Raw genomic sequence first — 26982 nt, forward strand, 5'->3', positions numbered from 1 at the left:
GTCCGGAAGGTTCTGGAATGGGCCAGAGGGTCAGGCGGCTTTGCGGGCGGAGGTCATCAGCTTCATCAGGCTTTCCTGAGTGGCCTCGTCTTTGTTCAGGACGCCGGTGATGGCGCCTTCGAAGATCGTGTAGATGCGGTCGGACAGGCCCAGGAGTTCGGGGAGCTCCGAGGAGATGACGATGACTCCCTTGCCCTGGTTGGCCAGCTGCTGAATGATGCCGTAGATCTCGTACTTTGCCCCGACGTCGATGCCGCGCGTGGGCTCATCCAGGATCAGCAGGTCGGGATCGGTGAACATCCACTTGGCCAACACAACCTTCTGCTGGTTGCCGCCGGAGAGTTTGGCCACGCCTTCCTCCACGGAGGGCGTCTTGGTGCGCAGGGATTTGCGGTATTCCTCCGCCACCGTGAACTCCTGGTTGGCGTCGACCACAAAGTTGTGGCTGACTTTCCTCAGGTTCGCCGCCACGGTGGTGGTCTTGATGTCGTCGAGCAGGTTCAGGCCCAGGGTCTTGCGGTCCTCGGTGACGTAGCCCAGCCCGGCGTCGATGGCCTGGCGGACATTCTTGAGCGTGACCTCGCGGCCGTCCTTGTAAATGTGGCCGCTTACGAACCTGCCGTAGGACCTTCCGAAGACTGATCGGGCCAATTCCGTGCGTCCTGCCCCCATCAGGCCGGCAAATCCCACGATCTCGCCACGGCGGACGAAAAAGTTGGAACCCTTGCACACGAGGCGGTCCTGGACGGCCGGGTGGCCCACGGTCCAGTCCTTGACCTCGAAAAACACTTCCCCGATTTTGGGGGTGTGGTCCGGGAACCGGGATTCGAGGGTGCGGCCCACCATGCCCTTGATGATCCGGTCCTCGTCGACGCCGTCAGCCTTGACGTCAAGGGTCTCAATGGACTGGCCGTCGCGAATAATGGTGATGGAGTCGGCGATCTGCTCGATCTCGTTGAGCTTGTGGGAAATGATGATTGAGGTAATGCCCTTGGCCTTTAGGCCCAGCATCAGGTCCAGCAGGTGCTGTGAGTCCGATTCGTTCAGGGCCGCGGTGGGCTCGTCCAGGATGAGGATCTTCACGGACTTGTTCAGGGCCTTGGCGATTTCCACCAGCTGCTGCTTGCCGACACCGATTTCCTTGATGGGGGTGTCGGGGTCGTCCCGCAGGCCCACACGCGCCAGGAGGTCCAGGGACCGCAGCCGGGCCTCGGCCCAGTCGATCACGCCGCGCTTGGTGGGTTCGTTGCCCAGGAAGATGTTCTCCATGATGGACAGTTCGGGGATCAGTGCGAGTTCCTGGTGGATGATCACAATGCCCGCGTGCTCGCTGGCGCGGATGTCCCGGAACTGCTGGACCTGTCCCTGGTAAACGATGTCGCCGTCGTAGCTTCCGTACGGGTACACGCCGGACAGGACCTTCATGAGCGTGGACTTGCCGGCGCCGTTTTCGCCGCAGATGGCGTGGATCTCGCCGGCCTTCACCCTAAGGCTCACATTCGACAAGGCTTTAACGCCGGGGAATTCCTTGGTGATGGACCGCATCTCGAGGATGACCGGATCCGTGTGCGTGGTCTGGGACGTCATGAACCCTAACCCTCCAATGCAATGACTTCTTTGTCCGGCCGGCAAAGCGCAGGGCCGTCTGAACCAAAAGTAAACTGGATCACAGCTATTGTCGTCAAGTCTTTAACGCAATTACCGGATAACGAAATGGTCTAGGGCTTCCGGATGCCGGCGTGCTGGAAGACGAGGGCGGCCGCTCCCAAGGCCTCTGCACGGTCGCCGAGCGAGGACATGGTGAGGGTTGTCGTCTCACCGATTACCGGCACTGCATGGCGGATCAATCCTCTGCGGATGGGGTCCAGCAGGATGTCGCCAAGGCCCGCCAGGGGTCCTCCCACCACGATGACCTCGGGGTTGATCAGGTTGGCCACGTTGCCCAGTGCGCGGCCCACGGCGAGTCCGGCATCGTCCACGACGCGAAGGGTGGCGGAGTCCCGGTTCAGGGCTTTGCGGACAATGTCAGCCGGAGTCATCGGAGGGTCTTCGCCGCGGCTGAGGAGCTCGATCATGGTGGTGGTGGAGGCGATGGTTTCCAGGCAGCCGCGGTTGCCGCAACGGCACACCAGGCCCTGCTCATGGATGGTCGCGTGCCCTATTTCGCCGGTGATTCCCACGTTGCCGTAGTAGGGGGCGCCGTTGAGGATCAGGCCGGCGCCGATGCCCGATCCGATTTTCATGAACATCAGGTTGCTGACCCCGGAGTGCTGCCCCCACGTCACCTCGGACCAGGCGCCAAGGTTGGCGTCATTGTCAACAAACACTGGAATTCTCAAGGTTTCCTCAAGGTGCTGGAGGATGTTGATGCCCACCCATTCGGGAAGGATTGCGCCCTGGGCCACCGTCCCGGTCCGGCGGTCGATGGGGCCCGGAATGCCGACGCCGGCGCCCACTACCGAGGAGCGCTCCACCCCGCTTTCCCGCAACAGTTTCTCCAGCACCGCCACCGCGGCCTGAATACCGTCATCCGCCTGGTGGCCCAGGGGGAGCATTATCGATTCTTCGGCGATGACGTGGTAGCTGAGCGAGGCGAGGACCACCCGCAGGTGCCGCCGGCCGAAGTCGATGCCCACGGCCACGGCGCCGTTGCTGTTCAGCCGCACGTTCAGTGCCCGCCGCCCGGAACTGGTGATCGGCTCGGTGGATGCCAGGCCCGAATTGAGCATGATCTTGACGATGTTGGAGACCGTGGCGGTGGACAGCCCCGTCTGCCGGGCCAGTTCCGCCTGGGTGGACGGGCCGCCCATCAGGGTCTCGATAATCCGCTGTTGGTTCAGCTGCCGCAGGGCGGACTGCGATCCGGGATTTTTAGGTTTGCTCCTCGTTGAGCGCGTAGTTGCGGACATGCTAAGAAGATTGCCCTACCGCTGCGCTTGTAGTCAAGAAGTTAACGCATGACTCCGGCGGACGCAGTTGGCAACGGTACGCAGGGCTCCGACCGAATCCCCGTGCATTCCGTCCCGGCCTGCGTGCGGGTGGGTCCAAACGACCCGTCATCCACCGTCTGGGGCTGGCTAGGCTGGTAGGCGGAAACAGTCCAGCCCAGCCACGTTCCCGTGGACGGGCATGAAGAAGGTGGTAATGATGCTGCTCTCCGTCCTGCAGGCGAACGCGGTGGTCCTGGATATTGGGGCAAACCTGCGCATCGTGGACGATGCCGCCCGCCGGGCCGCGCAGGCCGGCGCCCACGTGCTGCTCACGCCGGAACTGTTTCCCGTGGGCTACGCCCCGCTTCGGCTGCGCAGCGAACTGGATCCGGCGGCCCTCCCCGCCATCCGCGGACGCCTGGCGGACATTGCGCGCCGGAACAGGATCGCGCTCGTCTACAGCCTGCCCGCCCCGGTGGGCGCCGAACCGAAGTCCGCCGGTGCGGCCGGATGGCACATCTCAGCCACCCTGGTGGACGCCTACGGCGTGGAGATCCTCAACTACGCCAAGGTGCACCTCTTTGGCGGTGAGGAACGCGAGGCATTTGTCGCAGCCGGGGAACCTCCCGCCGTCGTGGATTTCCACGGCATCCGTACCTCACTGCTGATCTGCTACGACATCGAGTTCCCGGAGGCCGCACGGGCGGCTGCTTCCCGGGGCGCCGAGCTGGTCCTGGTGCCCACCGCATTGTCGGCCGGCTTCGAGGCAGTGCCGCAGGTGCTTGTCCGCGCCCGTGCGCTGGAAAGCCAGCTCACTGTGGCGTATGCCAACCACTGCGGAACCGAGGACGCCTACGCCTTTGGTGGCGGAAGCGTGGTGGCGGGGCCCGACGGGACGCTCCTCGCCGAGGCCGGCGACGCCCCGGCGCTGCTGTTTGCCGAGGTGGGCGCGGAGGCCGTCCGGGCAGCACGCAATGAGGTCCCGTACCTGCGGGAACGCCGGCCCGGACTGTACCGGGAGTGGGAGGAAGCTCTACTGCGGGAACCGGGCCACCCGGGGGGCAGCGGCGAGTAGCCGCTGCCCGTCAGTCCGCCCTGCCTGCCAGGTTGTCTGCATACTGCAGCGCAATCCACAGCTCTGCCCGCACCTGTGCCTGGTTCAGGTCCATCTCGAGCAGTTCACCCAGGACGCCGATCTGCCGCCGTACGCTGTTCCGGTGCAGGCCCAGCAGCTTGGCGGACGCGTCCCAGCTGCCGTTCTCGCTGAGCCAGCCGCGGAGGACTGCCAGCAGCGGATGGCGCCGGTCCGGCTCCAGCGCCAGGACCGGCCGCAGGAGGCGTTGGGCCAGCAGTGTCCCGGCGTCACGGCCCAACAGTCCGGTGACCGACCAGGACACCTCATCGGCCCGGATGCTCACTCCGCTCCTCTGGACCTGGCTGCGCAGGGAGGTAGCGCGCTGGTAGGCGGCGGGCAAGTCCGTGAGCTCGGTCGGTTCGCCGACCACCAGGCGCCACCCGAGCTTCTCCACATCGGCAAGCAGGGCATCATCCACCCTGAGCCGGGTCACGGCGGCGAACCCGTAGTCAGTGATCTCCACCAGTTTTGTGTCGAGCATCCGGCGCCACTGCAGCAGCTCCCGGACCGGGCCGTCACCGGCCGGCCAATGGGGTGCTTCCACGTTGATGCCCTGCACAACCCGCATGGGCGCGGACCGGGTGGAGGAAAGGCTCTGCGCCATCAGGTCCTTGAGCCCGTTTACATGCTTGGTGCCGCCCGTGGTGAGGCTTTCGGGGTGCAGCAGGACGGCGGTGGCCAGCTGGCTCGGGGCCAGTGACCCGCTGGTCCGTTGCCGCACCAGCAGCTCGAGCAACCCGACCGCGGACTGGACCACGTTGTTCTGCGCAGGGGTCAGCGGAACGTCGGAGCCCAGAACCAGGGCACCAAGATTGGCGTCCTTGGTGCTGCGCAGCGGGTGGCCCACCACCAGCGCCGAGCCCGGCAGGTCAAAGCCGTCCATCTCCACCCGCGGGCCGCGGCCGGACAGCAGCCGTTCCAGCATGGGTTCGAGCAGGGAAAGTTCGACGGCGGTGCTGCCGCCGGCACTGGTGCCGCGTGCCCGGACCCGGCCGTCCGCCCCCACCATGACCGCCCATACGGGCACGCGCTGGACCAGGGCGGCCAGCAGCTCATGCTCCGGTCTGGGTGAGAGGACAGCCCGCATGAGTTGCCGGTTGGTCTCCGCCAGCTGTCGGAAAACCCGGGCATTGTCGGTCTCCAGGAGCTGTGAGAACTGGAGGCCGATCGCCGCGAACGGAAGCGACTCAGGCACCTCGAACAGGGTGAGGTTGTGCCGCCGGCACGCGTCCAGCACCACGTCCGGGACGGCATCGAAGTAGGGCCTGATCCCGAACCCGAGGGCCGCCACCTTGGCCTCCACCAGCCGCTGGACATACCCATCCACCCTGGCCGGCGTGCCGCCGTCGCCCAGGAAGGGAAGCCCGGCGGTGAGCAGGAACTCACCCTCGGGCAGGTAGGGTGTGGGGTCCTCCAGTTCGCTGGGTTCAACCCACCGCAGGAGACGGCCGCCGCTGCCGCCGTCGTGGAGCGTTTTCAGCAGCGGCGGCAGCTGGTCAAGGAACTGCTGGAGGGTGACGAAGCTCAGCCGTCCGGACTCCGCGGGTTCAGCGGTCGTGGCTAGCACCGGCGTCGGCCGGCTTCCGGCAGCCGGCGCACCCGGGGGCCGCAGGCGCCGTATTGCAGGATCCGCTGTGTTTGTGCATAAAGTCTCACGGTGGATCACTATAAGTCATTTTGCACCGGGTTGAGAGTTGGCTCACATGCCAATGTTGGTGAGGGGAAACCGACAACTACTCTGAAGGGACGTCAACGGTGACTGTGCCTGTGACCACCGAAAAACCCATTGCGCCAAGCGTCGGACGGCCTGGCCTCCGGGCCCAGTTGCTCCGGCGTAAACCGATAGGCCAAATGGTCAGCGAAGCCGAAGGTGCCGGTGCGGGAACCGGCCTGGTGCGCAGCTTCGGCGTTCTGCACCTGACGATGATCAGCGTGGGTGCCACCCTGGGGACGGGCATCCTGGTGATCCTCGGCGAATCGGTTCCGCTGGCCGGGCCGGCCATCTGGATTTCATTCATCATCGCCGGCCTGGCCGCGCTGCTCTCCGCGGTGTCGTACGCCGAGATGGCCGGCCTGGTTCCGGCCGCAGGGTCGAGCTACTCCTATTCCTACGCCACCATGGGAGAGGGCATGGCCTGGATCTGCGGATGGTGCCTTGTCCTTGAATACGCCGTTTCCGTGGCCGCCGTGGCCGTGGGCGCGGGCCAGTACGTCAACGAAACGCTTGCCGTGTTCGGGCAGGTGCTGCCCGACGCGATGTCGCAGCCTCCCGGCGACGGCGGCCTGGTGAACGTCCCGGCGGTGGCCATCGTCGTGCTCGCCACCGTCCTGCTGGTCCGCGGGGCTCGGGAAAGCGCCTGGATCAACACGGCCATCGTCGTCGTCAAAGTAGGCATCCTGCTGTTCTTCTGCGCCGTGGCTTTTACCGCCTTCAACGCAGGAAACTTCGAGCCGCTCATGCCCATGGGGGCCGCAGGCGTATCCGCCGCCGCTTCCAGGGTGTTCTTCTCCTATATTGGGTTTGATGCCGCCTCCACGGCCGGCGAGGAAGCCAGGAACCCCAAGCGCGACCTGCCCCGCGCCATCCTGCTGTCCATGGTGATCGTCACCAGCATCTACGTCCTGGTGGCCGTTGCCGCCATCGGCGCCCGCCCGTGGGGCTGGTTCGACGGAACCGAAGCCGCCCTGGTCCAGATCCTTGAGGAGACCACGCACCAGCCGTGGATTGCGCTGGTCTTCTCGGTGGGCGCCGTCCTGGCCATTGCCAGCATCGTGCTCACCGTCCTGTACGGGCAGACCCGCATCCTCATGTCGATGTCCCGGGATGGACTGGTTCCCCCGGTCTTCAGCCGCGTCTCACCCCGCACCGGCACCCCGGCCGCCGGTACCCTGATCGTGGGCACCGCCGTCGCCCTCACCGCAGGGCTGGTGCCGCTCGGCGCCCTGGCCGACGCCACCAGCATCGGAACCCTGTTCGCGTTCGCGCTGGTCAACGTGGCCGTTATCTACCTGCGCCGCAACCGCCCGGACTTGAAGCGCAGCTTCCGGGTGCCGCTGTACCCTGCCACCCCCGTGCTGGGCACGCTGATGTGCGCCTACCTGATGGCCAACCTCGGCGCCGATACCTGGGTTGTGTTTGGTGCCTGGATGCTCGTCGGTATCGCCATCTACTTCGGCTATGGACGCCGGAACTCCAAGGTAGCGGCCCTGAGCGAGCTCGACTACCGTGAACTGACCGCCAAGGCCCCCAGCCAGGAACCTGTGAAAGCAGAACAATCATGACCATCGCCACCGAACTGCCCGCCTTCGACCCCTCGAGCACGTCCACGCCGCCGGCGGATGCGGCAGGGCGGGACGCGGGGGGACAGGCAGCGCCCATCACTATGTTGAACCCCGATTTCCCGTTCAGCTACGACCACTACCTCGACCACCCGGACGGACTGGGCGCAGTCCCGCCGGAGCTGTACGGCACGGAAGTGGCCGTGATCGGCGCCGGGCTTTCCGGGCTGGTCACCGCCTATGAACTGATGAAACTCGGGCTGCGGCCTGTGGTCTATGAAGCGGACCAGATCGGCGGGCGGCTCCGCACGGCCAACTTCCCGGCAGCGCCCGGCGTGGTGGCTGACCTCGGGGGGATGCGGTTCCCAGTCTCGGGCAAGGCTTTCTACCACTACGTGGACCTGCTGGGCCTGGAGACCCAGGACTTCCCCAACCCCCTTGCCGAGGCCACTTCCAGCACGGTGATCGAACTGGCAGGCAAGAAGTACTACGCGGAAAAGCCAAGCGACCTTCCGCCGTTCTTCCGCGAAGTGGCCGACGCCTGGAAAGCCGCAGTCAACGACGGCGCCAGGTTCGCGGAGATGCAGGATGCCATCAAGGCCCGGAACATGGCCAGGATCAAGGAACTCTGGAACGAACTGCTCCCGCTCATGGACGAGCAGACCTTCTACGGGTTCATCGCCGCGAGCGAGTCCTTTAAGAAGGCAGGGTTCGCACACCGGGAGGCGTTTGGCCAGGTGGGGTTTGGCACCGGCGGCTGGGATACCGATTTCCCCAACTCCATCCTGGAAATCCTGCGCGTGGTCTACACGGATGCCGACGACCAGCACCGGCTCATCCGCGGGGGAGCGCAGAGGCTGCCCGAGGCACTGTGGCAGCACGCGCCGTCGGACATGGTGCACTGGCCCGCCGGCACCTCCCTGGCCTCGCTGCACTCCGGCTCGCCCCGCGGCGCGGTCGGAAAGATCAGCCGGGACCCGGACGGAAACCTGCGGGTGCGTGAACGGTGGGGCCGCGAGGCCAGCTACCCGGCCGTGGTGACCACCTGCCAGTCATGGCTGCTGTCCACCCGCATCCACACCGAGGAAGCCTTGTTCCCCGCCGAACTGTGGACCGCGATGGAGAAATCGCACTACATGCAGTCCTCCAAGACCTTCGTCATGGTGGACCGGCCCTTCTGGAAGGACATCGATCCCGCAACGGGCCATGAGGCCCTGTCGATGACCCTGACCGACAGGCTCAACCGGGCCACCTACCTGCTGGACAACGGTCCGGACCAGCCCGCCGTCATCCTGCTCTCCTACACCTGGAATGACGACGCCCTTAAGTGGCTGGCCCTGGACGCCGACGAGCGGGTGGAGCTGATGCTGCACTCGCTGGAGCAGATCTACCCCACCGTTGACATCGCCAGCCACATCGTGGGCCAGCCCATCACCGTGTCCTGGGAGGCGGACCCCAACTTCATGGGCGCCTTCAAGGCGAACCTGCCCGGGCATTACCGCTACCAGCAGCGGCTGTTCACGCACTTCAAGCAGGACAGGCTGCCGGAATCCCAGCGCGGCATTTTCCTGGCGGGCGACGACGTCTCCTTCACCGCCGGCTGGGCCGAGGGCGCCGTGACCACCGGGCTGAACGCGGTGTGGGGCGTGGTGAAACACCTGGGAGGGTCATCGGCACCGGGCAACCCTGGTCCGGGCGACCTGCTGGACCAGTTCGGGCCAATCAGCCTCGACTAGCCAGCGTGGAGCTCGCGGTGTTTCGCCGAGAGCTCCACGTAGCGCGCCGCGTTGGCGCGGACGCCGTCGAACTCTTCATCCGTGAGTTCGCGGCGCACCTTGGCGGGCACGCCCGCCACCAGCGAGCGGGGCGGAACCACTGTTCCTTCCAGCACCACGGCGCCGGCCGCAACCAGCGAGCCGGCGCCGATCACGGCACCGTTGAGGATGGTGGCGCCCATGCCGATCAGGCAGTCGTCCTCCACCGTGCAGCCATGCACGACGGCGGCGTGCCCCACGCTGACCCGCTGGCCCACCGTGCAGGGGAAGCCGGGGTCGGCGTGCAGCACCACATTGTCCTGCAGGTTGCTTCCGGCGCCCACGGTGATGGCCGCTGTGTCGGCGCGGACGGAGACGCCGTAGAAGGCGCTGGCGTCCGTGCCCAGGGTGGCATTGCCGATGATCGAGGCCGACGGGGCCACGAACGCTGAATCATGGACAGCCGGGGAATTGCCGGCGAAAGGGTAGAGAGGAGCCATGGCTTCACCCTAAGCCACCCCTCCACCCAACCGCTGCGACCTAGTTGAAGACCACCGTCCGGTTGCCGTCCAGCAGCACCCGGTGCTCGGCATGCCACTGCACGGCCTGCACCAGCGTGCGGCCCTCCACGTCCCGGCCCATCTGCACGAACTGCTCGGGCGTGCGCGCATGGTCCACGCGGATGACTTCCTGCTCGATGATCGGACCCTCGTCCAGGGCTGCGGTCACATAGTGTGCCGTGGCTCCGATCAGCTTCACGCCGCGGGCATGCGCCTGGTGGTACGGCTTGGCACCCTTGAAGGACGGCAGGAACGAATGGTGGATGTTGATGGCCTTGCCGGTCAGGTCGGTGCAGAGCTCGTCGGAGAGGATCTGCATGTAGCGGGCCAGGACGGTCAGCTGGATGTCGTGCTCGGCGATGAGGGCGCGGAGCTTGTCCTCGGCCTGGACCTTGGTGTCCCTGGTCACGGGGATGTAGTGGAACGGGATGCCGTAGAACTCGGCGAGCCCTGCCAGGTCCTGGTGGTTGGAGACAATGGCGGGGATTTCAATGGGAAGAGTGCCGGAACGCTGCTGGAAGAGCAGGTCGTTGAGGCAGTGGGCCGAGGTGCTGGCCATCACCAGGGTGCGCACCTTGTCGCCGACGGTGTCGAGGTTCCACTGCATGGAGAACGCTTCCGCCACCGGCTCCAGCGCCGCCCGCAGCTCGGACTTGGGTGCTGCAGTGGTCACCTCCACGCGCATGAAGAAGTTGCCGGTGGAAGGGCTGCCGTACTGCTGCGAGTCCATGATGTTGCACCCTGCCACCAGCAGGGCTCCGGCCACGGCGTGCACGATTCCGGGGCGGTCCGGGCAGGACAGGGTGACGACGTACGCTTGGTTCAGCTGCTCTTGATTCACGCGTAATAGCCTACCCGCGCCGCGGGTGCCGGTTTTGGTAGGCTGGAAGGGTCGCAACTGGCGTTGGGTGGCTAACCACCAGGGAGCGGCAATCACGAAGACCACGGATCGTACGCCTGGGCCGAGGGTCATGTCTTGCCGGAATTGGGGTTGCCCCTGCGTCAGCACAGCAGCACCATGTTCGGGCTTTCACGCCCTGTCATCAACGCGGTGCGAAAGCGCGCCAGCCGGTAGCCTGACCTAAGCAGTGCCCGTATCCCTAGCCAGGAGTTCTTCGTGACTACTACAGCCACCTCAACCACAGCCGTCAGCAACCAGCCGCTGGCTGAGCTTGACCCCGAAATCGCCGCAGTCCTTGACCAGGAGCTGGGCCGCCAGCGCGGCACCCTGGAAATGATTGCTTCCGAGAACTTCGCGCCCCGCGCCGTGATGGAGGCCCAGGGCTCGGTCCTGACCAACAAGTACGCCGAGGGCTACCCGGGCCGCCGCTACTACGGTGGCTGCGAATACGTCGACGTTGCAGAGCAGCTGGCCATCGACCGGGTTAAGGCCCTGTTCGGTGCCGAGTTCGCCAACGTCCAGCCGCACTCCGGTGCGCAGGCCAACGCCGCCGCGCTCTCCGCCATGATCACTCCCGGCGACAAGATCCTGGGCCTGTCCCTGGCCCACGGCGGCCACCTGACGCACGGCATGAAGCTGAACTTCTCCGGCAAGCTGTACAACGTGGCTGCCTACCAGGTGGAGGAAGACAACTTCCGGATCGACATGGACAAGCTCCGCGAGCAGGCCATCGCCGAAAAGCCCCAGGTGATCATTGCCGGCTGGTCCGCCTACCCGCGCCACCTTGACTTCGCCGCCTTCCGCTCCATCGCCGATGAAGTGGGTGCGCTCCTCTGGACCGACATGGCCCACTTCGCCGGCCTGGTGGCAGCCGGGCTGCACCCCAGCCCGGTGCCGCACTCCGACGTCGTCACCTCCACCGTGCACAAGACCCTGGCCGGTCCCCGCTCGGGCGTGATCCTTGCGAAGGAACAGTGGGCCAAGAAGCTGAACTCCAGCGTCTTCCCCGGCCAGCAGGGCGGCCCGCTGATGCACGTCATCGCTGCCAAGGCCGTGGCCTTCAAGATCGCCGGCACCCAGGAATTCAAGGAGCGCCAGGAGCGCGTCCTGGAAGGCGCCAGGATCATCGCCGACCGCCTGAACCAGGCCGATGTCGCCGAAGCCGGCGTCTCCGTCCTCACCGGTGGCACGGACGTGCACCTGGTGCTGGTTGACCTGCGCAACTCGCAGCTGGACGGCCAGCAGGCCGAGGACCTCCTGCACTCCGTCGGCATCACCGTCAACCGCAACGCCGTGCCGTTCGATCCGCGCCCGCCGATGGTCACCTCCGGCCTGCGCATCGGCACCCCGGCCCTGGCCACCCGCGGCTTCGGTGCCAACGAGTTCACCGAGGTTGCCGAGATCATCGCTACCGCCCTCAAGGCAGGCAGCAGCGCCGACGTCGAGGCACTCCAGGCCCGCGTGGACAAGCTGGCGGCCGACTTCCCGCTCTACCCGCAGCACGAGCAGTGGTAAGCAATGACTGAAACCACAACCGCACAGATCCTTGACGGCAAGGCCACCGCCGCTGCCATCAAGGCCGAGCTGACCGAACGCGTGGCCGCACTCAAGGCCAAGGGCGTCACTCCGGGCATCGCCACTGTGCTGGTGGGCGCTGACCCTGCCTCGCAGCTGTATGTCTCCATGAAGCACAAGCAGTCGGTGCAGATCGGCATGAACTCCATCCAGCGCGAGCTCCCGGCGGACGCCACCCAGGAACAGGTGGAGGCCCTCATTGATGAACTCAATGCAGACCCCTCCTGCCACGGGTACATCGTGCAGTTGCCGCTGCCCAAGCATCTGGACACAGACGCCATCCTGGAGCGGATCGACCCGGCCAAGGACGCGGACGGGCTGCACCCCACCAACCTTGGCCGGCTGGTGTTGAACGTCAACAACAAGATCACCACGCCGCTGCCGTGCACCCCGCGGGGTGTCATCGAGCTGCTGGAGCGCAACGGGTACAGCCTGGCCGGCAAGCACGTTGTAGTGGTGGGCCGCGGCGTCACGATCGGCCGCTCGATCGGCCTGCTGCTCACGCGGCGGGACGTCAACGCCACCGTGACCTTGACCCACACCGGCACCACCAACCTGTCGGACCTGCTGCGGCAGGCGGACGTCATTGTGGGTGCAGCGGGCGTGAAGCACATCGTCAAGGCCACGGACGTGAAGCCGGGCGCTGCACTGCTGGACGTCGGCGTCACCCGCGAGACCGATCCGGAGACCGGCAAGAGCCGCGTCTATGGCGACATCGATCCCGCCGCCGCCGAGGTGGCGGGCTGGATCTCGCCGAACCCGGGCGGGGTGGGCCCCATGACGGTGGCGCTGCTGATGACCAATGTGGTGGAGGCTGCGGAACGCGCAGCAGGCGTCGGGGAGTAGTCCCGGCCCAAAGCGCTCGACGGCGGCACGGTACCTTTCGCGATGGAAGGTACCGGGCCGCCGTCGGCCATTTAAGCGCAGCGCTGGGTAAGCCCGGCGAGGCCGTGCACCTACTCCTGGGGGAGTAGGGACGCTACGCCGCCCATCTGACGACTTTCGCAGCCTGCGGCGGGAATAGGCTCGGACCATGCAGCGCCGTTTCAGGGGACCACCCACCGCCGTCATCGTGGTGGTGGTCGCCGTGATCCAGGTGGCGGGGTCGGTGTTCGCGTCGGTGCGGCAGCCCGGACACGCGCCGCTGGACCCCCTGGCGCTGGCATTGCTGCTGCTGGGGCCGGCCGCGCTGGCTTTCCGCCGGCGCGCGCCGCTGGTGATGCTGCCCGTTGCCGCCGGGGCCACCGCGGCCTACCTTGCACTGGGCTACGCGTGGGGCCCGGTGGTCCTGTCCTTTGCGATGGCACTGATCCTGACGGCGGCGGCCGGAAAGCGCGCTGTGGCATGGTCGGGGGCCGCGGCGGGAATCCTGGCATTGTTTTTTGCCGCCGCGCGCAGCGGCGATGAAGCGGCGTTCGTCCGCGCCTTCGCCGGGTCCTCATGGCTGGCCATCCTGGTCCTGATCGGGGAAGGGGTGCGGTTCCGCGGCGAACGGGTGGCCGAACGGCGCCGCCAGGAGGCCGCGGCGGAGCAGGCTGCCCGCGACGAATACCGGCTTGCCCTGGCACGGGACATCCATGACGTGGTGGCCCATTCGCTGTCCCTGATCAATGTCCGGGCCTCGGTGGCGCTGCACCTGGGCGAGAAGGATCCAGCGCAGCTCCGCCCTGCCCTGGAAACCATCAAGGCAGCGAGCCGGGAATCACTGGCTGAAGTCCGCCAGCTGCTGGGCGTGCTCCGGGAAGATGCGCCGTTGAGCCCCACCAGCCGGCCCAGCCTGGGCCGGGTCCCGGAAATAGTTGACAACGCGCGGCGGGCCGGGCTCGATGTCCGGCTCCAGACCGGCGCGCATCTGGAACACGTTCCCTATGCAGTGCAGGAAGCGGCGTACCGGATTGTGCAGGAAGCCCTGACCAATGTGGTCCGGCATTCCGGGGCGCGGACGGCCCAAGTCACCATCCACGCGGCGAAAGGGGAGTTACTGGTGGCCATTGACGACGACGGCGCCGGGGCCGGCACAGCGCCCGAAGGCAACGGCATCACCGGCATGCGGGAGCGGGTGGCAGCTTTGGGCGGCAGGCTTGAGCTGGGGCCGGAGCAGTCCGGTACGGGCTGGCGGGTCCGCGCGGTCCTCCCTCTGGCCGCCGGTGCAGGGCAGGAACCAGGATGATCAGCATCCTGCTGGCCGATGACCAGAACCTGATCCGCGCGGGCTTCCGGGCGCTGCTGGACGCCGAAGCCGACATGACGGTCGTGGCCGAATGCGGGACCGGGCGCGACGCGGTGCGGCTGGCCCGCCAGTGGCATCCCGACGTGGTCCTGATGGATATCCGCATGCCGGACGGTGACGGCCTGGAGGCAACACGGCAAATCCTCTCCGACTCGGCGCTGCCAAGTACCCGGGTGGTCATACTCACCACCTTCGAGCTGGATGACTACATCGCCGAGGCGGTGCGGGCAGGGGCTGCCGGTTTCCTGGTCAAGGACACTGAACCGGCCGAGCTGCTGCGTGCAGTCCGCATTGTGCACGACGGCGATGCGCTGCTGTCGCCCTCGGTCACGCGGCGGATCATGGCCCAGCTGGCGCGGCACTCCCGCGCCGCGGAACCGCCGGTGGCACTGGACCGCATCACCGACCGGGAGCGGGAAGTCCTCCAGCTTGTGGGGGAGGGTTTGAACAATGCGGAAATCGCCGGTCGCCTGTTCATCACTCCGCTCACGGCCAAGACGCATGTGTCTCGGATCATGGCGAAGCTGATGGTCAGGGACAGGGCGCAGCTGGTGATGCTGGCCTACGAATCCGGCCTGGTCCGGCCCGGCTGGGCAGGCTGAGTCCGGTACGGGAAGCAGCAGCGGGACTCCCCGGGGAGTACGCGGCCCGGTGCAGGTGACTCCCGCCGCCGGACGCCACGGCCGGGGTGCGGCAACGACTCGATACAAGGCCGGGTCCCCGGCCGGTTAAGAGAGTCTGGAGAACAAAAAATGTTGGCTTCACTGACCACCGCACTGTCCACCACGGCACTGTCCACTGCGCCCCTGTCCGCGGCTGCGCAGGTGCCGGCCGATACGGTCGTCTACGGACCCTGGCACGGTGCCTTTTCCCCCTGGTTCCTGTTGTTCCCGCTCTTCTGGATCCTGGTCATCGCGCTGTTCATCTTCGTGGCCCGCAGGACCTGGCGCCGCAACCAGCACTGGGCAGCCGCCCAGGGGGCCGAAGGAGTGCTGCGTGAGCGCTATGCCCGGGGCGAGGTTGACGAGACCGAGTACCGGCAACGGATGGAGGTCCTGCGCAGCGGGGACCGGCGGCAGAAGTGACCCGGCCCGCCCGGAGCTGTTCGCCGGCGGTGGAAGGCGGCCGAAGCACAGGCCGGCGTTTGAGACAATAGCTCCATGCGAACTTTGGGCAGCTCCTCGTCATCCGCCAAACCCGCCAGGGCCGGTTTTTCGATGTTCCGGATCAGCGGGCCCGGCCTGATGGTCCTGGTGACGGCGTTCATTGTGGCCGTCATCTTCGCCGCCAACCAGAACGACGTCGTGGGCTGGGTTGTTGCCGTCATCGCCGCGTTCTGGCTGGCACTGGCCGCCTTCGTGGTCTTCAGCATCCAACGGGCCGCCAAAAAAGCCGGTGCCAAGCTGTCCGAGGCACAAAGCGCCTTCCACACCGCAACCGGCCGCGCCCCGGTGCAGGCATCGGCCGATCATGGGGGCACCCGGGTGGTGTACGAACGCACCGAGGCCGACGAAGTGCGCGACCTGAAACTGGACCACTCCTTCAAAATCGTCCAGGTACAGATCCGCGTAGTGGAAGAGGAACGGGCCAAAGGCGCCGCCGCCAACCAGGACACCATCAACCGCGCGCTCGAGACCATCGAGATCACGGCCACCAATGCCAGGGACATGATCAAGTCCTCCGGCGGCAGCGGAGAGCCGGTGACCGGAACCATCATCGACTAGAGTGGAGCGGGTGAGCTCGGCATTGAACAAGGACCACCTTCGCATCGCATCAGTCAACGTCAACGGCCTCCGGGCTGCCTACAAAAACGGCATGGCGGCGTGGCTGGAGCCGCGCGAAGTGGACATCCTCTGCCTGCAGGAAGTGCGCGCCCCTGACGCCGTCGTCCGGGAGCTGCTCGGGGAAGGCTGGCATATCCTGCACGCCGAGGCGGAAGCAAAAGGCCGTGCCGGCGTCGCCATCGCCTCCCGCCAGGAGCCGCTCGAAACCAGGAACGGCATTGGGGATGACTACTTCGCCACGGCCGGGCGCTGGGTGGAGGCTGATTTCCGCATACCTGACGCTGCGGGGAACCCCGTCCAGCTCACCGTTGCCAGCGCCTACGTGCACTCCGGCGAGGTAGGGACTCCCAAGCAGGACGACAAGTACCGCTTCCTTGACGTCATGAGCACGCGGCTTCCGGAGCTGACCAAGCACAGCGACCACGCGCTGGTGGTGGGGGACCTGAACGTCGCCCACACGCCCCGGGACATCAGGAACTCCAAGGGCAACCTCAAGAAGGCCGGCCACCTGCCGGAGGAACGCGCCTACTTCGACCGTTTCTTTGGTGAGGAAATCGGCTGGCATGACGTCCACCGGAACCTTGCCGGCGACGTCGACGGGCCGTACACGTGGTGGTCCTGGCGCGGCAAGGCGTTCGACAACGACACCGGGTGGCGCATCGACTACCACATGGCCACCCCCGGACTGGCAGCGTCCGCCATTTCGGCCGTTGTTGACCGTGCAGCCTCGTGGGATACCCGCTTCTCCGATCACGCCCCGCTGGTAGTGGACTACCAGCTCTAAGCCCGAAAGTTTTTCCATGACCACCCAGACTTCCTCCACTGCCAAGAAGCGCATCCTTTCCGGCGCCAAGCCCACTGCGGATTCCCTGCACCTGGGCAATTACATCGGCGCCGTGCGCAATTGGGTGGACATGCAGGCGGAATACGACGCCGTCTTCTTCATCCCGGACCTGCATGCCATCACGGTGGATTTCGATCCCGCCGAACTGGCCAAGCGCACCCGCATTGTGGCGGCGCAGTACATCGCCGCCGGCATCGACCCGGACAAGAGCATCTTCTTTGTCCAGTCCCATGTCCCGGAGCACGCACAGCTTGCCTGGGCGCTGAACTGCATCACCGGTTTCGGTGAGGCGTCCCGGATGACGCAGTTCAAGGACAAGACCCAGAAGTCGGGCGCTGACGCCGCAACGCTGGGCCTTTTCGCCTACCCCACGCTGATGGCTGCGGATATCCTCCTTTACCAGAGCGATCTGGTGCCGGTGGGCGAGGACCAGCGGCAGCACCTGGAACTGACCCGGAACCTCGCGCAGCGTTTCAACACCCGGTTTGGCCACACGTTCACGGTTCCCGAGGCGACAATCGTCAAGGAAAGCGCCAAGATTTACGACCTCCAGAACCCCAGCGCCAAGATGTCCAAGACGGGGGAGTCCCCCAACGGTGCCATCCAGTTGCTGGAGGATCCCAAGATCGCCGCCAAACGCATTAAGTCGGCAGTGACGGACGCAGGCACGGACATCCGCTTCGACGCCGAGGAGAAGCCCGGGGTCTCCAACCTGCTGACCATCTACTCTTCCCTGACCGGGAAGTCGGTGGCGGAGCTCGAAGCCGAGTACCAGGGGAAGATGTACGGCCACCTCAAGGTGGACCTTGCGGAGGTGGTGGTGGACTTCATCACTCCGCTCCGCAACCGGACCAACGAGTTGATGGCTGATCCCGCCGAGCTTGACCGGCTGCTGGCCCTCGGTGCGGAACGGGCCCGGGAAATTGCCTCTGTCACGTTGGGCCAGGTGTACCAGCGTATGGGTTTCCTGCCGTCCCTCAGCCTCGCAGGAGTCCGCTAGCGCCATGTCTTCGAGAAACGTCACCGCCAGGGGAGGTGCCTTCTCCGCCGGCCAGGCGGAGCGGTCCCTGGCCGACCGCTTCGAAGACCAGTCCGGCCACAACGCGGCAACGGACCATGAAGTTGCCCGCAGCGACGAAATCAGTGTGGGCGTCATCCTGGGCTTCCCCGCCGAGATAGCTGACGAACTGCAGCGCTGGCGCGCGTCCTTTGGCGATCCCCTGGCCGGGGTGGTGCCCGCGCACATCACGCTGGTCACCACTACTCCCACCCAGGACTGGGAGGCCACGCTCCGGCATGTCCGCGAGGTGGCCCGCTGCCAGAGCCCCTTCATGGTGACCATCGCCGGAACCGGAACTTTCCGGCCGGTTTCGCCGGTGGTGTTCATCAACGTGGAGGACGGCTTCGAGGAGTGCGTGGACCTGCACCGCAAGCTGCAGCAGGGTCCCCTTCACCGCGAACTGCCCTTTGCCTACCATCCCCACGTCACCATCGCCCATGATGTCGCCCCTGAAAGCCTGGATGAAGCCGAAACGGTGCTGAAGAACTACAGGGCCACCTTCCCCGTGGTTAGCATGGGACTCTATGAGCATGATGCCGACGGCATCTGGCAGCTACGGGAAGAGCTGGACTTTGGGACCGAAACTGACAACCACGCCGGCACCAGCTTCACGGACGCTGCCGCGGACACCACAACCGAAAGCGGCTGACCGGCAGCCGCTGCCCACCGAGCACGCCCAGCTGGAGCTGGCCGTCATCCAGAAGCGGATGGAATGGGGGAAAGCCAGGAGAGCGGGCGGCGGCGTGGTGCCGGGCCTGATGGCACTGGTCCAGTTGCTGCTGGCCAAACTCAACACCTTGCGCCCCATGCGGGCTTTCCAGCACTACAACCGCCAGCACGGGCCCCTGCTGAGCGCCGGGATTGGCTTCCGGATGTTCTTCTCCATCACCGGCCTCCTCACCACCGGTTTTTCGATAGCCGGGCTTGTCCTCAGCGGGCAGCCGGCCCTCCTTGACACCATTGTTGCCACGGTGGCGCATAGCGCCCCGGGCCTCCTGAAAGTTGGCAACGCGGACGGACTGGTGGACCCGAAGGACCTCCTGAACCCGGGGAGCCTCGGCTGGACGGCGGTTATTGCCGCCGTGGTTACCATCATCACCTCGCTGGGCTGGATCAACGGGATGAGGGACGGGCTGCGCGGCGTCCTCCAACTTCCTCCTCTCGTGGTCAACCCCATCCTGGTGAGGCTGCGCGATGCCGGAACCCTCCTGCTGCTGGGGCTGGCCCTGGTGATCAGCGCGGGTGCCTCCCTTGTCTTCGGCACGGCGGCGGGCTGGGTGGTGGGTTTCCTGCATCTTAGCGACGCCGTGGCCGGACCCCTCACCACGTCGGTCAAGATCGTGGTTCCGCTGGTTCTTAACTGGGTCACAGCGCTGATCATGTTCCGGCTCGCCGCCGGACTCAAGCTGTCCCGGCAGGCGCTGCTCGAAGGCACCATCCTCGCCGCCGTAGGCACCACCGTTCTGCAGATCTTCAGCACCGAGCTGCTGGCAGGTGCCAGCCGGAACCCAATCCTGGCCTCTTTCGCCATCATCATCGGCCTGCTGATCTGGTTCAACCTGGTCAGCCAGGTCTACCTTGTCTCAGCCGCGTGGTCGGCGATCCGTGAGGCTGACCTGGAATCCGGCGGAGCTCCGCGGAAAACCATCCTCGGCGCGCGGCGGGCGACGCCCCAGACCTGACCTGCATCGCCCAGCGGCCGTCTAAGAGCCGTTCCCTGCGTTCAGGTACTGGTCGGCCCAGGCAGCGATGATCCGCGCTGCCCGGGCGGCCTGGCCCTTGCCGGTCAGGAGGTGGTCGCTTCCCTCCAGGGAGACGAAGTTCCGCGGGTGGCGGGCGGTCTGGAAGATGGTGCTGGCATTCTCAATCCCTACGGTGTTGTCGGTAGGGGAGTGGAGCACCATCAGCGGCTTGTGCAGCTGCCTGATGCAGTCAGTCAGGTCCGCGTTCTCCAGGTCCTCCACGAAGTGCCGGCGGATTTCCACGCGCTTGCCGCCCAGGTCCACTTCGGCGCTGCCCTCACTCAGGATCCGGTCGAGTGCGGCATCGAACACATGGGCTACGTGCTTGGGGGAGAAGGGCGCTCCCACGGTGGCAACGGCGTCCAGTTCCGGAATCTCCCGGGCAGCGGCAAGGACCGCAGCGCCGCCGAACGAATGGCCCACCAGCAGCGAGATTTCCTTCCCCTCGCTGCGCATGAATTCCGCCGCCTTCACCGTGTCCGCCACCTTGTGGCTGAAGGATCCGGCAGACCATTCCCCGGCGGAGCCGCCCAGGCCAACGTTGTCGAAACGCAGCATGCCGATGCCGCTGTCAGCCAGGGCCTTGCACATCCGTGCCGCGGAGGGGCTGTCCTTGCCCAGGGTAAAGCCGTGGGAAAAGACTCCCCAGCCCTTGACCGGGCCCTCGGGAACATCAATGATGCCGGCCAGCATTTCGCCCGTCGAACCTGCAAAGGACACTTTTTCGGAGCGGGACAAAGGGGACCCTTTCTGCGGCCGGACAGTTTGTTCTATCACTTGTGGTCCCTAAACCCCCGGCTTAGGGACCAAAGCTGATAGAGCATCCGGGGTGCTTAAGTGCTGGAACGACGACGGCGCCCTCCACCACGTGTGGTGAGTGACGCCGTCGGCCGTTGTATCTGTTGTTGAACGCGCCTAGATCCTGCGGGCCAGGATGGCCTGCTTGACCTCGGCGATAGCCTGCGTGACCTGGATGCCGCGGGGGCACGCTTCGGAGCAGTTGAAGGTGGTGCGGCAGCGCCACACGCCTTCCTTGTCGTTGAGGATCTCCAGGCGCATGTCGCCGGCATCATCGCGGGAGTCGAAGATGAAGCGGTGCGCGTTCACGATGGCGGCCGGGCCGAAGTACTGCCCGTCGGTCCAGAACACGGGGCAGGAGGACGTGCACGCAGCACACAGGATGCACTTGGTGGTGTCATCGAAGCGCTCACGGTCCTCGGCGGACTGCAGGCGCTCCCGGGTGGGCTCGTGGCCCTTGTTGATCAGGAAGGGCATGACTTCGCGGTACGACTGGAAGAAGGGCTCCATGTCCACGATCAGGTCCTTTTCCACCGGCAGGCCCTTGATGGGCTCCACCGTGATGGGCTTGGACGTGTCCAGGTCCTTCAACAGGGTCTTGCAGGCAAGGCGGTTGCGGCCGTTGATGCGCATGGCATCCGAGCCGCACACGCCGTGGGCGCAGGAACGGCGGAATGACAGGGTGCCGTCCGTCTCCCACTTCACCTTGTGCAGGGCGTCCAGGACACGGTCCGTTCCGTACATGGTCAGGTGGAAATCGTCCCAGGTGGCTTCCTCGGAAACCTCCGGGTTGTACCGGCGGACCCGCAGGTGGACGTCGAACGTGGGGATCTCGCCTCCGCCGCCGACGCCGGCGGGCAGTTCAACCTTTGAGGCTGGCTCAGCGATTTCGGTGCTCATCCTAGTACTTCCTCACCATCGGCTCGTAGCGGGTAAAGACGACCGGTTTGGTGGCGAGGCGGATACCGGCGATTGATTCCGCCGATCCGTCAGCCGGCGCGTGGTCATCCTTGTACGCCATGGAGTGCTTCATGAATTTCTCGTCGTCACGCTCGGGGAAGTCCTCGCGGAAGTGTCCGCCGCGGGATTCCTCGCGGTGCAGGGCGGCCACGGTCATGACCTTGGCCAGTTCCAGCAGGAAGCCGAGCTCAACGGCCTCGAGCAGGTCCAGGTTGAAGCGCTTGCCCTTGTCCTGGACGTTGATGCGCTTGTACCGCTCCTCGAAGGATTCGATGTCGCGCAGCACCTGGTTCAGGGTGTCTGCCGTACGGAACACCTGCATGTTCGCGTCCATCGTGTCCTGCAGTTCCTTGCGGATCTGGGCTACTTTCTCATCGCCGGTGCCGTTGCGGGCAATGTCCAGCAGCTCGGTGGTGTAGGCCAGCGGGTTCTCCGGCAGCTCCACGTACGGCGCGGTCTTTGCGTACTCCGCGGCGGCAATGCCTGCGCGCTTTCCGAAGACGTTGATGTCCAGCAGCGAGTTGGTGCCCAGGCGGTTGGAGCCGTGGACGGAGACGCAGGCAACTTCACCAGCGGCGTAGAGGCCGGGGATCACGGTGTCGTTGTCCTGCAGGACCTCGGTCTGGATGTTCGTGGGAATGCCGCCCATGGCGTAGTGCGCGGTGGGGAACACCGGCACCGGCTCGGTGTACGGTTCCACGCCAAGGTAGGTGCGGGCGAACTCGGTGATGTCCGGGAGCTTGGCGTCGATGTGCGCCGGCTCCAGGTGGGTCAGGTCCAGGAGGACGTAATCCTTGTTCGGGCCGCAGCCGCGGCCTTCGCGCACCTCATTGGCCATGGAACGGGCCACGATGTCACGCGGCGCCAGGTCCTTGATGGTGGGGGCGTAGCGCTCCATGAAGCGCTCACCCTCGGAGTTGCGGAGGATTGCACCTTCACCGCGGGCGGCCTCGGACAGCAGAATGCCCAGGCCGGCCAGGCCTGTCGGGTGGAACTGGAAGAACTCCATGTCTTCCAGCGGGATGCCGCGGCGGAAGGCGATGCCCATGCCGTCACCGGTCAGGGTGTGGGCGTTGGACGTGGTCTTGAAGACCTTGCCGGCGCCACCGGAGGCGAACACCACGGACTTTGCCTGGAACACATGCAGTTCACCGGAGGCGAGGTCGTAGGAGACGACGCCGGCCACGCGCTTCTGCTTGTAGGCAGTGCCGTCTTCGCGGACAGCGTCCTCTTCAACCGTCAGCAGGTCCAGGACGTAGTACTCGTTGTAGAACTCAACGTTGTGCTTGACGCAGTTTTGGTACAGGGTCTGCAGGATCATGTGGCCGGTACGGTCCGCGGCGTAGCATGCACGGCGGACGGGAGCCTTGCCGTGGTCACGGGTGTGGCCGCCGAAGCGGCGCTGGTCGATGCGGCCCTCGGGCGTGCGGTTGAAGGGCAGGCCCATCTTTTCCAGGTCCAGCACGGCGTCGATGGCTTCCTTGGCCATGACCTCGGCGGCGTCCTGGTCAACCAGGTAGTCGCCGCCCTTGACGGTGTCGAAGGTGTGCCATTCCCAGTTGTCTTCCTCGACATTGGCAAGGGCTGCACACATGCCACCCTGCGCCGCACCCGTGTGCGAGCGGGTGGGGTAGAGCTTGGTCAGTACTGCTGTGCGCGCGCGCTGACCGGACTCGATCGCGGCGCGCATGCCAGCGCCACCGGCACCGACGATGACGACGTCGTACTTATGGACCTGCATACCAGACGCTCTTTCTCTCAAAATTCGCTATAAAACAACGGGGCGGCTTTGCCTGCTCCGCAAAACAGGGCCCGCGGACAAGCCCGCGGGCCCAGGGTCGTGCCAGTGCTAGGCAGGGCAGAAGCCACCCGGAAGGGCAACGCCGTTCACTACGGGGCACGGGTTGAAGGTGAAGATGACCAGGGTGCCCAGGAGGATGATGACCACAGCGGCCGCGTAGAGAACGGTCTTCAGCCAGCGGCGGGTGGACGTCTTCTCGGCGTAGTCGTTGATGATGGTCCGCACGCCGTTGGTGCCGTGCAGCATGGCCAGCCACAGCATGGCCAGGTCCCAGAACTGCCAGAACGGGTCGGCCCACTTGCCGGCCACGAAGCCGAAGTCAATGGCGTGGATGCCTTCGCCGACCATGAGGTTCACGAACAGGTGGCCGAAGATGAGGACCACCAGCACCACGCCGGAAAGGCGCATGAACAGCCAGGCGATCATCTCGAAGTTGCCCTTGGAACCGCCGCTGCGGCGGTACTGGGGAGCGATCCGGCCGCTGCGGGGGCTCTCGATGGTTGCAGTCATGGCTTAGTGACCTCCGAGGGCGAGGGACAGGTGGCGGATGGAGAAGGCGACCATGGTCACGACCCAGAGGGCCAGGACTGCCCACAGCATCTGCCGCTGGTACTTGGCGCCCTTCTTCCAGAAGTCGACCGCGATGATCCGCAGGCCGTTGAAGGCGTGGAAAACGATGGCAGCCACTAGTCCGGTCTCACCCAGCGCCATCAGCGGATTCTTGTAGGCGCCGATCACGGCGGTGTAGGCCTCCGGTGACACACGCACCAAGGAGGTGTCCAGGACGTGGACCAACAAGAAGAAAAAGATCACTACACCGGTAATACGGTGTCCTACCCAGGACCACATGCCTTCACGGCCGCGGTACAAGGTGCCAGCTGGTTTTGTCGGCACTGATAAACCTCCCTGCAACACAGCGGCGCTGGCATGAGATCCATGCGGGGGGAACGCCTGCTGTGAGAGCACTCGTAGCTCAGGCCTAAATCTAGGCTTCGCTAACAGCTTATTCAATTTAGACGATTGTTGGTGCCCAGCGCTGGAGCGGATTTTGCGGGGAAATGAGACAAACACCACATCCGTGCTGGCCCGGAGGCCGGGGCAGAGGCCAAAACGCGGGCACGTGCGCCGCCACAGGAGCCGCGCGCGGCCCTTCAGCTAAAGTAGCCGTGATGAGTACAGACAAAGTGACAAGCCCGGCTTCACCCCTTGACCGCTTCATTGCGGTGATTCCGGCAGGCGGAGTGGGGACCCGCCTCTGGCCTCTGTCACGAGCAGCAGCTCCCAAGTTCCTTCACGACCTCACCGGATCGGGCAGCACGTTGCTGCGCGCCACCTACGACCGGCTGCATCCGCTCGCGGGCAACCGGATGCTGGTGGTGACCGGCCAGGCGCACCGTGAAGCCGTGTGCCGCCAGCTTCCCGAGGTGCGTGACTCCGACCTTGTCCTGGAGTCTGAGCCCAAGGACTCCGGTGCGGCAATCGGCCTTGCGGCGGCAATCCTGCACGAACGCGATCCCGACACCATCATGGGTTCCTTCGCCGCCGACCAGGTGATCAGCCCGGACAACCTCTTCCAGGAGGCAGTCCGGGAAGCCATCCATACCGCTGCTGCCGGTAAGATCGTGACCATCGGCATCAAGCCCACCCACCCGTCCACCGGTTTCGGTTACATCCGTTCCGGCAAGGCCCTCCACATTGAAGGCGCCCCCAGCGCCCACGACGTTGTGGAGTTCGTCGAAAAGCCGGACGAGACGGTGGCCCAGCAGTACGTGGACAGCGGCGACTACGTATGGAACGCCGGCATGTTCGTGGCGCCCGTGTCGCTGATGCTCAAGCACCTCGAGGCCAACCAGCCCGAACTGTTCCAGGGCCTGCAGGAAATCGCCCGTGCCTGGGACACCCCCCAGCGTGACGAGGTCACTGCCCGCATCTGGCCCACCCTGCCCAAGATCGCCATTGATTACGCGGTGGCCGAACCCGCCGCCGAAGCCGGGGACGTCGCCGTCGTGCCCGGTTCCTTCCGCTGGGACGACGTCGGCGACTTCGCCTCGGTCGGCCGCCTCAACAGCGCCAAGGAAGTGGACGACGTCACCGTTCTCGGTGAAGGCGCCCGCGTGTTCACCGAGAACTCCAGCGGCGTTGTTGTCACCGACACCAAGCGTGTCATCGCCCTGATCGGAATCCAGGACGTTGTCATCGTGGACACCCCGGACGCCCTTCTGGTGACCACCATGGCCAATTCCCAGCGCGTGAAGGCTGCCGTGGACGCCCTTAAGGCGAGCGGGGACACGGACGTCCTCTGACCGGGAACCTGCCGGCACTCCACGTGCCGGCAGGGCCGGGATGTAATGCGGCTCAGCGAATGGGCGCTAATGCCGCCACCCTCGCTAGAGTGAAACAGTGCGCAACTACACTACTGAAGCCGAGCCCACCGCCCTGGTGGCTCCCTGGCTTGAACCGCTCCTGCCGGAACTGCTCGAATTCCGCAGGGACCTGCATGCGCACCCGGAGCTGTCCTTCAAGGAGTTCCGCACCACGGACAAGCTCGCCGAGCGGCTCGAAGCCGCAGGCCTGAGCCCCCGCCGCCTGGAAGGCACCGGCCTGACGGTGGACGTAGGCGAAGGACCCATCGCAACAGCCCTGCGCGGTGACATCGACGCCCTGCCCATCATCGAGGAGACGGGCCTGCCGTTCGCGTCGAAGAACCACGGCGTGACCCACGCCTGCGGCCATGATGTGCACACCACCACCATGCTGGGCATTGCCCTGGTCCTGCACCGGATGCATCAGGAAGCACCCCTCGGCGCCACCGTCCGGATCATCTTCCAGCCCGCCGAGGAGACCATGCCCGGCGGCGCGCATGCCTGTATCGAACAGGGTGTCCTGGACGGCGTACCCCGGATCCTCGCCCTCCACTGCGACCCGCGGATCGAAGTGGGCAAGGTGGGCACCAGAATCGGTGCCATCACGTCCGCCTCGGACACCATCCGGATCGAACTGTCCGGGCGCGGCGGCCACACCTCCCGCCCGCACCTCACTGAGGACCTCGTGTTCGCGCTGGCGCAGATTGCCGTCAACGTCCCGGCCGTGCTGTCCCGCAGGGTGGACGTCCGCAGCGGCGTTTCCGTGGTGTGGGGCCAGATCACCGCAGGCTCGGCGCCCAACGCGATCCCCGGCAGCGGCTACATGGCGGGAACCATGCGCTGCCTGGACCGGGACGCCTGGCATGCCGCCGGTGAACTGCTCGACGAGGTGGTGCACCAGGTGGCCGCGCCCTACGGCGTTGACGTCCACCTTGAACACACCAGGGGAGTGCCGCCGGTGGTGAACTCCGAGCATGAGACGGCGATCATCGAGGCCGCTGCCCGCGCCGAGATCGGGGAAAGCGCCGTGGTGCTGACACCCCAGTCCATGGGCGGCGAGGACTTCGCCTGGTTCCTGGCCGAACTTCCCGGCGCGATGATGCGGCTGGGCACCAAAACGCCCGGCGGCGAGGACTACGACCTGCACCGCGGCGACTACATCCTGGACGAACGGTCCCTGGGCCTGGGCATCCGGGTGCTCACGGCAGCAGCCCTGCGCACCATCCGGGACCTGGAGCAGGCGCCCCTTTCCTAGCCCCGTCCCGC

The 26982-nt window shown here is 65.9% G+C and carries 25 protein-coding genes; 15 read left to right on the forward strand and 10 right to left on the reverse strand.

The window, feature by feature from the left end; genetic code table 11:
• Nucleotides 1–30 precede the first annotated feature (30 nt).
• Nucleotides 31–1587, reverse strand: coding sequence for a multiple monosaccharide ABC transporter ATP-binding protein (gene mmsA, locus VIK36_RS06270; RefSeq protein ID WP_255174827.1), 1557 nt, complete (start codon nt 1585–1587; stop codon nt 31–33).
• A gap of 131 nt (nt 1588–1718) precedes the next feature.
• Complete coding sequence (locus VIK36_RS06275; RefSeq protein ID WP_324644533.1) at nt 1719–2909, reverse strand: ROK family transcriptional regulator; 1191 nt, start codon at nt 2907–2909, stop codon at nt 1719–1721.
• Between the two features lie 235 nt (nt 2910–3144).
• Between VIK36_RS06275 and VIK36_RS06280 the strand changes: the two genes are divergently transcribed.
• Nucleotides 3145–4005 carry a nitrilase-related carbon-nitrogen hydrolase gene (locus VIK36_RS06280; protein ID WP_324645226.1) on the forward strand — a complete coding sequence of 287 codons (861 nt, stop codon included), beginning with the start codon at nt 3145–3147 and terminating at the stop codon, nt 4003–4005.
• A 10-nt stretch (nt 4006–4015) separates the two neighbouring features.
• Here VIK36_RS06280 and VIK36_RS06285 read toward each other — a convergent pair whose 3' ends face one another.
• Nucleotides 4016–5632 (reverse strand): PucR family transcriptional regulator, encoded by a 1617-nt coding sequence (locus VIK36_RS06285; protein ID WP_255174828.1) that lies wholly within the window; start codon nt 5630–5632, stop codon nt 4016–4018.
• Nucleotides 5633–5820: 188 nt separating this feature from the next.
• Between VIK36_RS06285 and VIK36_RS06290 the strand changes: the two genes are divergently transcribed.
• Both VIK36_RS06290 and VIK36_RS06295 read left to right on the forward strand, forming a co-directional pair.
• Nucleotides 5821–7347, forward strand: coding sequence for an amino acid permease (locus VIK36_RS06290; protein ID WP_420716251.1), 1527 nt, complete (start codon nt 5821–5823; stop codon nt 7345–7347).
• Nucleotides 7344–9080, forward strand: coding sequence for a flavin monoamine oxidase family protein (locus VIK36_RS06295; RefSeq protein ID WP_255174830.1), 1737 nt, complete (start codon nt 7344–7346; stop codon nt 9078–9080). The genes VIK36_RS06290 and VIK36_RS06295 overlap by 4 nt, the downstream gene beginning before the upstream one ends.
• On the opposite strand, the gene VIK36_RS06300 is transcribed toward VIK36_RS06295, so the two are convergent.
• Both VIK36_RS06300 and purU read right to left on the reverse strand, forming a co-directional pair.
• Nucleotides 9077–9598: a gamma carbonic anhydrase family protein gene (locus tag VIK36_RS06300; RefSeq protein ID WP_324644535.1), complete on the reverse strand. Its 522-nt coding sequence runs from the start codon at nt 9596–9598 to the stop codon at nt 9077–9079. The two genes, VIK36_RS06295 and VIK36_RS06300, sit on opposite strands and share 4 nt — an antisense overlap.
• Before the next feature lie 40 nt (nt 9599–9638).
• The gene (purU, locus tag VIK36_RS06305; protein WP_159632582.1) at nt 9639–10499 is read right to left on the reverse strand and encodes a formyltetrahydrofolate deformylase; all 861 of its coding nucleotides are present in this window, start codon (nt 10497–10499) and stop codon (nt 9639–9641) included.
• A 276-nt stretch (nt 10500–10775) separates the two neighbouring features.
• Between purU and glyA the strand changes: the two genes are divergently transcribed.
• The 10 genes from glyA (at nt 10776) to VIK36_RS06355 (ending at nt 19734) form a co-directional block, all read left to right on the forward strand.
• Nucleotides 10776–12074, forward strand: coding sequence for a serine hydroxymethyltransferase (glyA, locus tag VIK36_RS06310; RefSeq protein ID WP_159632581.1), 1299 nt, complete (start codon nt 10776–10778; stop codon nt 12072–12074).
• A gap of 3 nt (nt 12075–12077) precedes the next feature.
• Nucleotides 12078–12980: a bifunctional methylenetetrahydrofolate dehydrogenase/methenyltetrahydrofolate cyclohydrolase gene (locus tag VIK36_RS06315; RefSeq protein ID WP_324644537.1), complete on the forward strand. Its 903-nt coding sequence runs from the start codon at nt 12078–12080 to the stop codon at nt 12978–12980.
• 187 nt (nt 12981–13167) lie between these two features.
• Nucleotides 13168–14304: a sensor histidine kinase gene (locus tag VIK36_RS06320; protein ID WP_324644538.1), complete on the forward strand. Its 1137-nt coding sequence runs from the start codon at nt 13168–13170 to the stop codon at nt 14302–14304.
• On the forward strand, nt 14301–14966 hold the full coding sequence (locus VIK36_RS06325) for a response regulator transcription factor (protein ID WP_324644539.1): 666 nt from the start codon (nt 14301–14303) through the stop codon (nt 14964–14966). The genes VIK36_RS06320 and VIK36_RS06325 overlap by 4 nt, the downstream gene beginning before the upstream one ends.
• Before the next feature lie 150 nt (nt 14967–15116).
• Nucleotides 15117–15449, forward strand: a complete 333-nt coding sequence (locus VIK36_RS06330) for a hypothetical protein (RefSeq protein ID WP_324644540.1) — start codon at nt 15117–15119, stop codon at nt 15447–15449.
• A gap of 75 nt (nt 15450–15524) precedes the next feature.
• Nucleotides 15525–16088, forward strand: coding sequence for a hypothetical protein (locus VIK36_RS06335; protein WP_255174835.1), 564 nt, complete (start codon nt 15525–15527; stop codon nt 16086–16088).
• A gap of 10 nt (nt 16089–16098) precedes the next feature.
• Entirely contained in the window at nt 16099–16932 is an 834-nt protein-coding gene (locus VIK36_RS06340; protein ID WP_324644541.1) for an exodeoxyribonuclease III, read from the forward strand.
• 16 nt (nt 16933–16948) lie between these two features.
• Nucleotides 16949–17992 (forward strand): tryptophan--tRNA ligase, encoded by a 1044-nt coding sequence (gene trpS, locus VIK36_RS06345; RefSeq protein ID WP_255174837.1) that lies wholly within the window; start codon nt 16949–16951, stop codon nt 17990–17992.
• 4 nt (nt 17993–17996) lie between these two features.
• A complete protein-coding gene (locus tag VIK36_RS06350; RefSeq protein WP_324644542.1) occupies nt 17997–18701 on the forward strand; it encodes a 2'-5' RNA ligase family protein in 705 nt (234 codons plus the stop codon).
• 58 nt (nt 18702–18759) lie between these two features.
• Nucleotides 18760–19734 (forward strand): YihY/virulence factor BrkB family protein, encoded by a 975-nt coding sequence (locus VIK36_RS06355; RefSeq protein ID WP_324645227.1) that lies wholly within the window; start codon nt 18760–18762, stop codon nt 19732–19734.
• 21 nt (nt 19735–19755) lie between these two features.
• Here the strand turns inward: VIK36_RS06355 and VIK36_RS06360 are convergent, their stop codons facing one another.
• From VIK36_RS06360 to sdhC, 5 genes are all read right to left on the reverse strand, one after another.
• On the reverse strand, nt 19756–20532 hold the full coding sequence (locus tag VIK36_RS06360) for an alpha/beta hydrolase (protein WP_324644543.1): 777 nt from the start codon (nt 20530–20532) through the stop codon (nt 19756–19758).
• A 177-nt stretch (nt 20533–20709) separates the two neighbouring features.
• Nucleotides 20710–21492, reverse strand: a complete 783-nt coding sequence (locus VIK36_RS06365; protein ID WP_255174839.1) for a succinate dehydrogenase iron-sulfur subunit — start codon at nt 21490–21492, stop codon at nt 20710–20712.
• A 1-nt stretch (nt 21493) separates the two neighbouring features.
• The gene (sdhA, locus tag VIK36_RS06370) at nt 21494–23293 is read right to left on the reverse strand and encodes a succinate dehydrogenase flavoprotein subunit (RefSeq protein ID WP_159632569.1); all 1800 of its coding nucleotides are present in this window, start codon (nt 23291–23293) and stop codon (nt 21494–21496) included.
• Nucleotides 23294–23401: 108 nt separating this feature from the next.
• Nucleotides 23402–23863, reverse strand: coding sequence for a succinate dehydrogenase hydrophobic membrane anchor subunit (locus VIK36_RS06375; protein ID WP_142130710.1), 462 nt, complete (start codon nt 23861–23863; stop codon nt 23402–23404).
• 3 nt (nt 23864–23866) lie between these two features.
• A complete protein-coding gene (sdhC, locus tag VIK36_RS06380) occupies nt 23867–24247 on the reverse strand; it encodes a succinate dehydrogenase, cytochrome b556 subunit (protein ID WP_081620212.1) in 381 nt (126 codons plus the stop codon).
• A 275-nt stretch (nt 24248–24522) separates the two neighbouring features.
• On the opposite strand from sdhC, the gene VIK36_RS06385 reads away from it, so the two are divergent.
• Nucleotides 24523–25656, forward strand: coding sequence for a mannose-1-phosphate guanylyltransferase (locus tag VIK36_RS06385; RefSeq protein WP_159632567.1), 1134 nt, complete (start codon nt 24523–24525; stop codon nt 25654–25656).
• Between the two features lie 97 nt (nt 25657–25753).
• A complete protein-coding gene (locus VIK36_RS06390) occupies nt 25754–26971 on the forward strand; it encodes an amidohydrolase (RefSeq protein WP_255174842.1) in 1218 nt (405 codons plus the stop codon).
• Nucleotides 26972–26982: the final 11 nt, after the last annotated feature.

It is taken from the genome of Pseudarthrobacter sp. LT1 (assembly GCF_035621795.1).
Classification (GTDB): Bacteria; Actinomycetota; Actinomycetes; order Actinomycetales; family Micrococcaceae; genus Arthrobacter.

Bases quoted from the DNA above. Each gene is read 5' to 3' on its own strand.
- mmsA (WP_255174827.1), bottom strand. From the start codon at position 1,587: ATGACGTCCCAGACCACGCACACGGATCCGGTCATCCTCGAGATGCGG.
- VIK36_RS06275 (WP_324644533.1), bottom strand. From the start codon at position 2,909: ATGTCCGCAACTACGCGCTCAACGAGGAGCAAACCTAAAAATCCCGGA.
- VIK36_RS06280 (WP_324645226.1), top strand. From the start codon at position 3,145: ATGATGCTGCTCTCCGTCCTGCAGGCGAACGCGGTGGTCCTGGATATT.
- VIK36_RS06295 (WP_255174830.1), top strand. From the start codon at position 7,344: ATGACCATCGCCACCGAACTGCCCGCCTTCGACCCCTCGAGCACGTCC.
- VIK36_RS06300 (WP_324644535.1), bottom strand. From the start codon at position 9,598: ATGGCTCCTCTCTACCCTTTCGCCGGCAATTCCCCGGCTGTCCATGAT.
- VIK36_RS06315 (WP_324644537.1), top strand. From the start codon at position 12,078: ATGACTGAAACCACAACCGCACAGATCCTTGACGGCAAGGCCACCGCC.
- VIK36_RS06320 (WP_324644538.1), top strand. From the start codon at position 13,168: ATGCAGCGCCGTTTCAGGGGACCACCCACCGCCGTCATCGTGGTGGTG.
- VIK36_RS06325 (WP_324644539.1), top strand. From the start codon at position 14,301: ATGATCAGCATCCTGCTGGCCGATGACCAGAACCTGATCCGCGCGGGC.
- VIK36_RS06330 (WP_324644540.1), top strand. From the start codon at position 15,117: ATGTTGGCTTCACTGACCACCGCACTGTCCACCACGGCACTGTCCACT.
- VIK36_RS06335 (WP_255174835.1), top strand. From the start codon at position 15,525: ATGCGAACTTTGGGCAGCTCCTCGTCATCCGCCAAACCCGCCAGGGCC.
- trpS (WP_255174837.1), top strand. From the start codon at position 16,949: ATGACCACCCAGACTTCCTCCACTGCCAAGAAGCGCATCCTTTCCGGC.
- VIK36_RS06350 (WP_324644542.1), top strand. From the start codon at position 17,997: ATGTCTTCGAGAAACGTCACCGCCAGGGGAGGTGCCTTCTCCGCCGGC.
- VIK36_RS06355 (WP_324645227.1), top strand. From the start codon at position 18,760: ATGGAATGGGGGAAAGCCAGGAGAGCGGGCGGCGGCGTGGTGCCGGGC.
- VIK36_RS06365 (WP_255174839.1), bottom strand. From the start codon at position 21,492: ATGAGCACCGAAATCGCTGAGCCAGCCTCAAAGGTTGAACTGCCCGCC.
- sdhA (WP_159632569.1), bottom strand. From the start codon at position 23,293: ATGCAGGTCCATAAGTACGACGTCGTCATCGTCGGTGCCGGTGGCGCT.
- VIK36_RS06375 (WP_142130710.1), bottom strand. From the start codon at position 23,863: ATGACTGCAACCATCGAGAGCCCCCGCAGCGGCCGGATCGCTCCCCAG.
- VIK36_RS06385 (WP_159632567.1), top strand. From the start codon at position 24,523: ATGAGTACAGACAAAGTGACAAGCCCGGCTTCACCCCTTGACCGCTTC.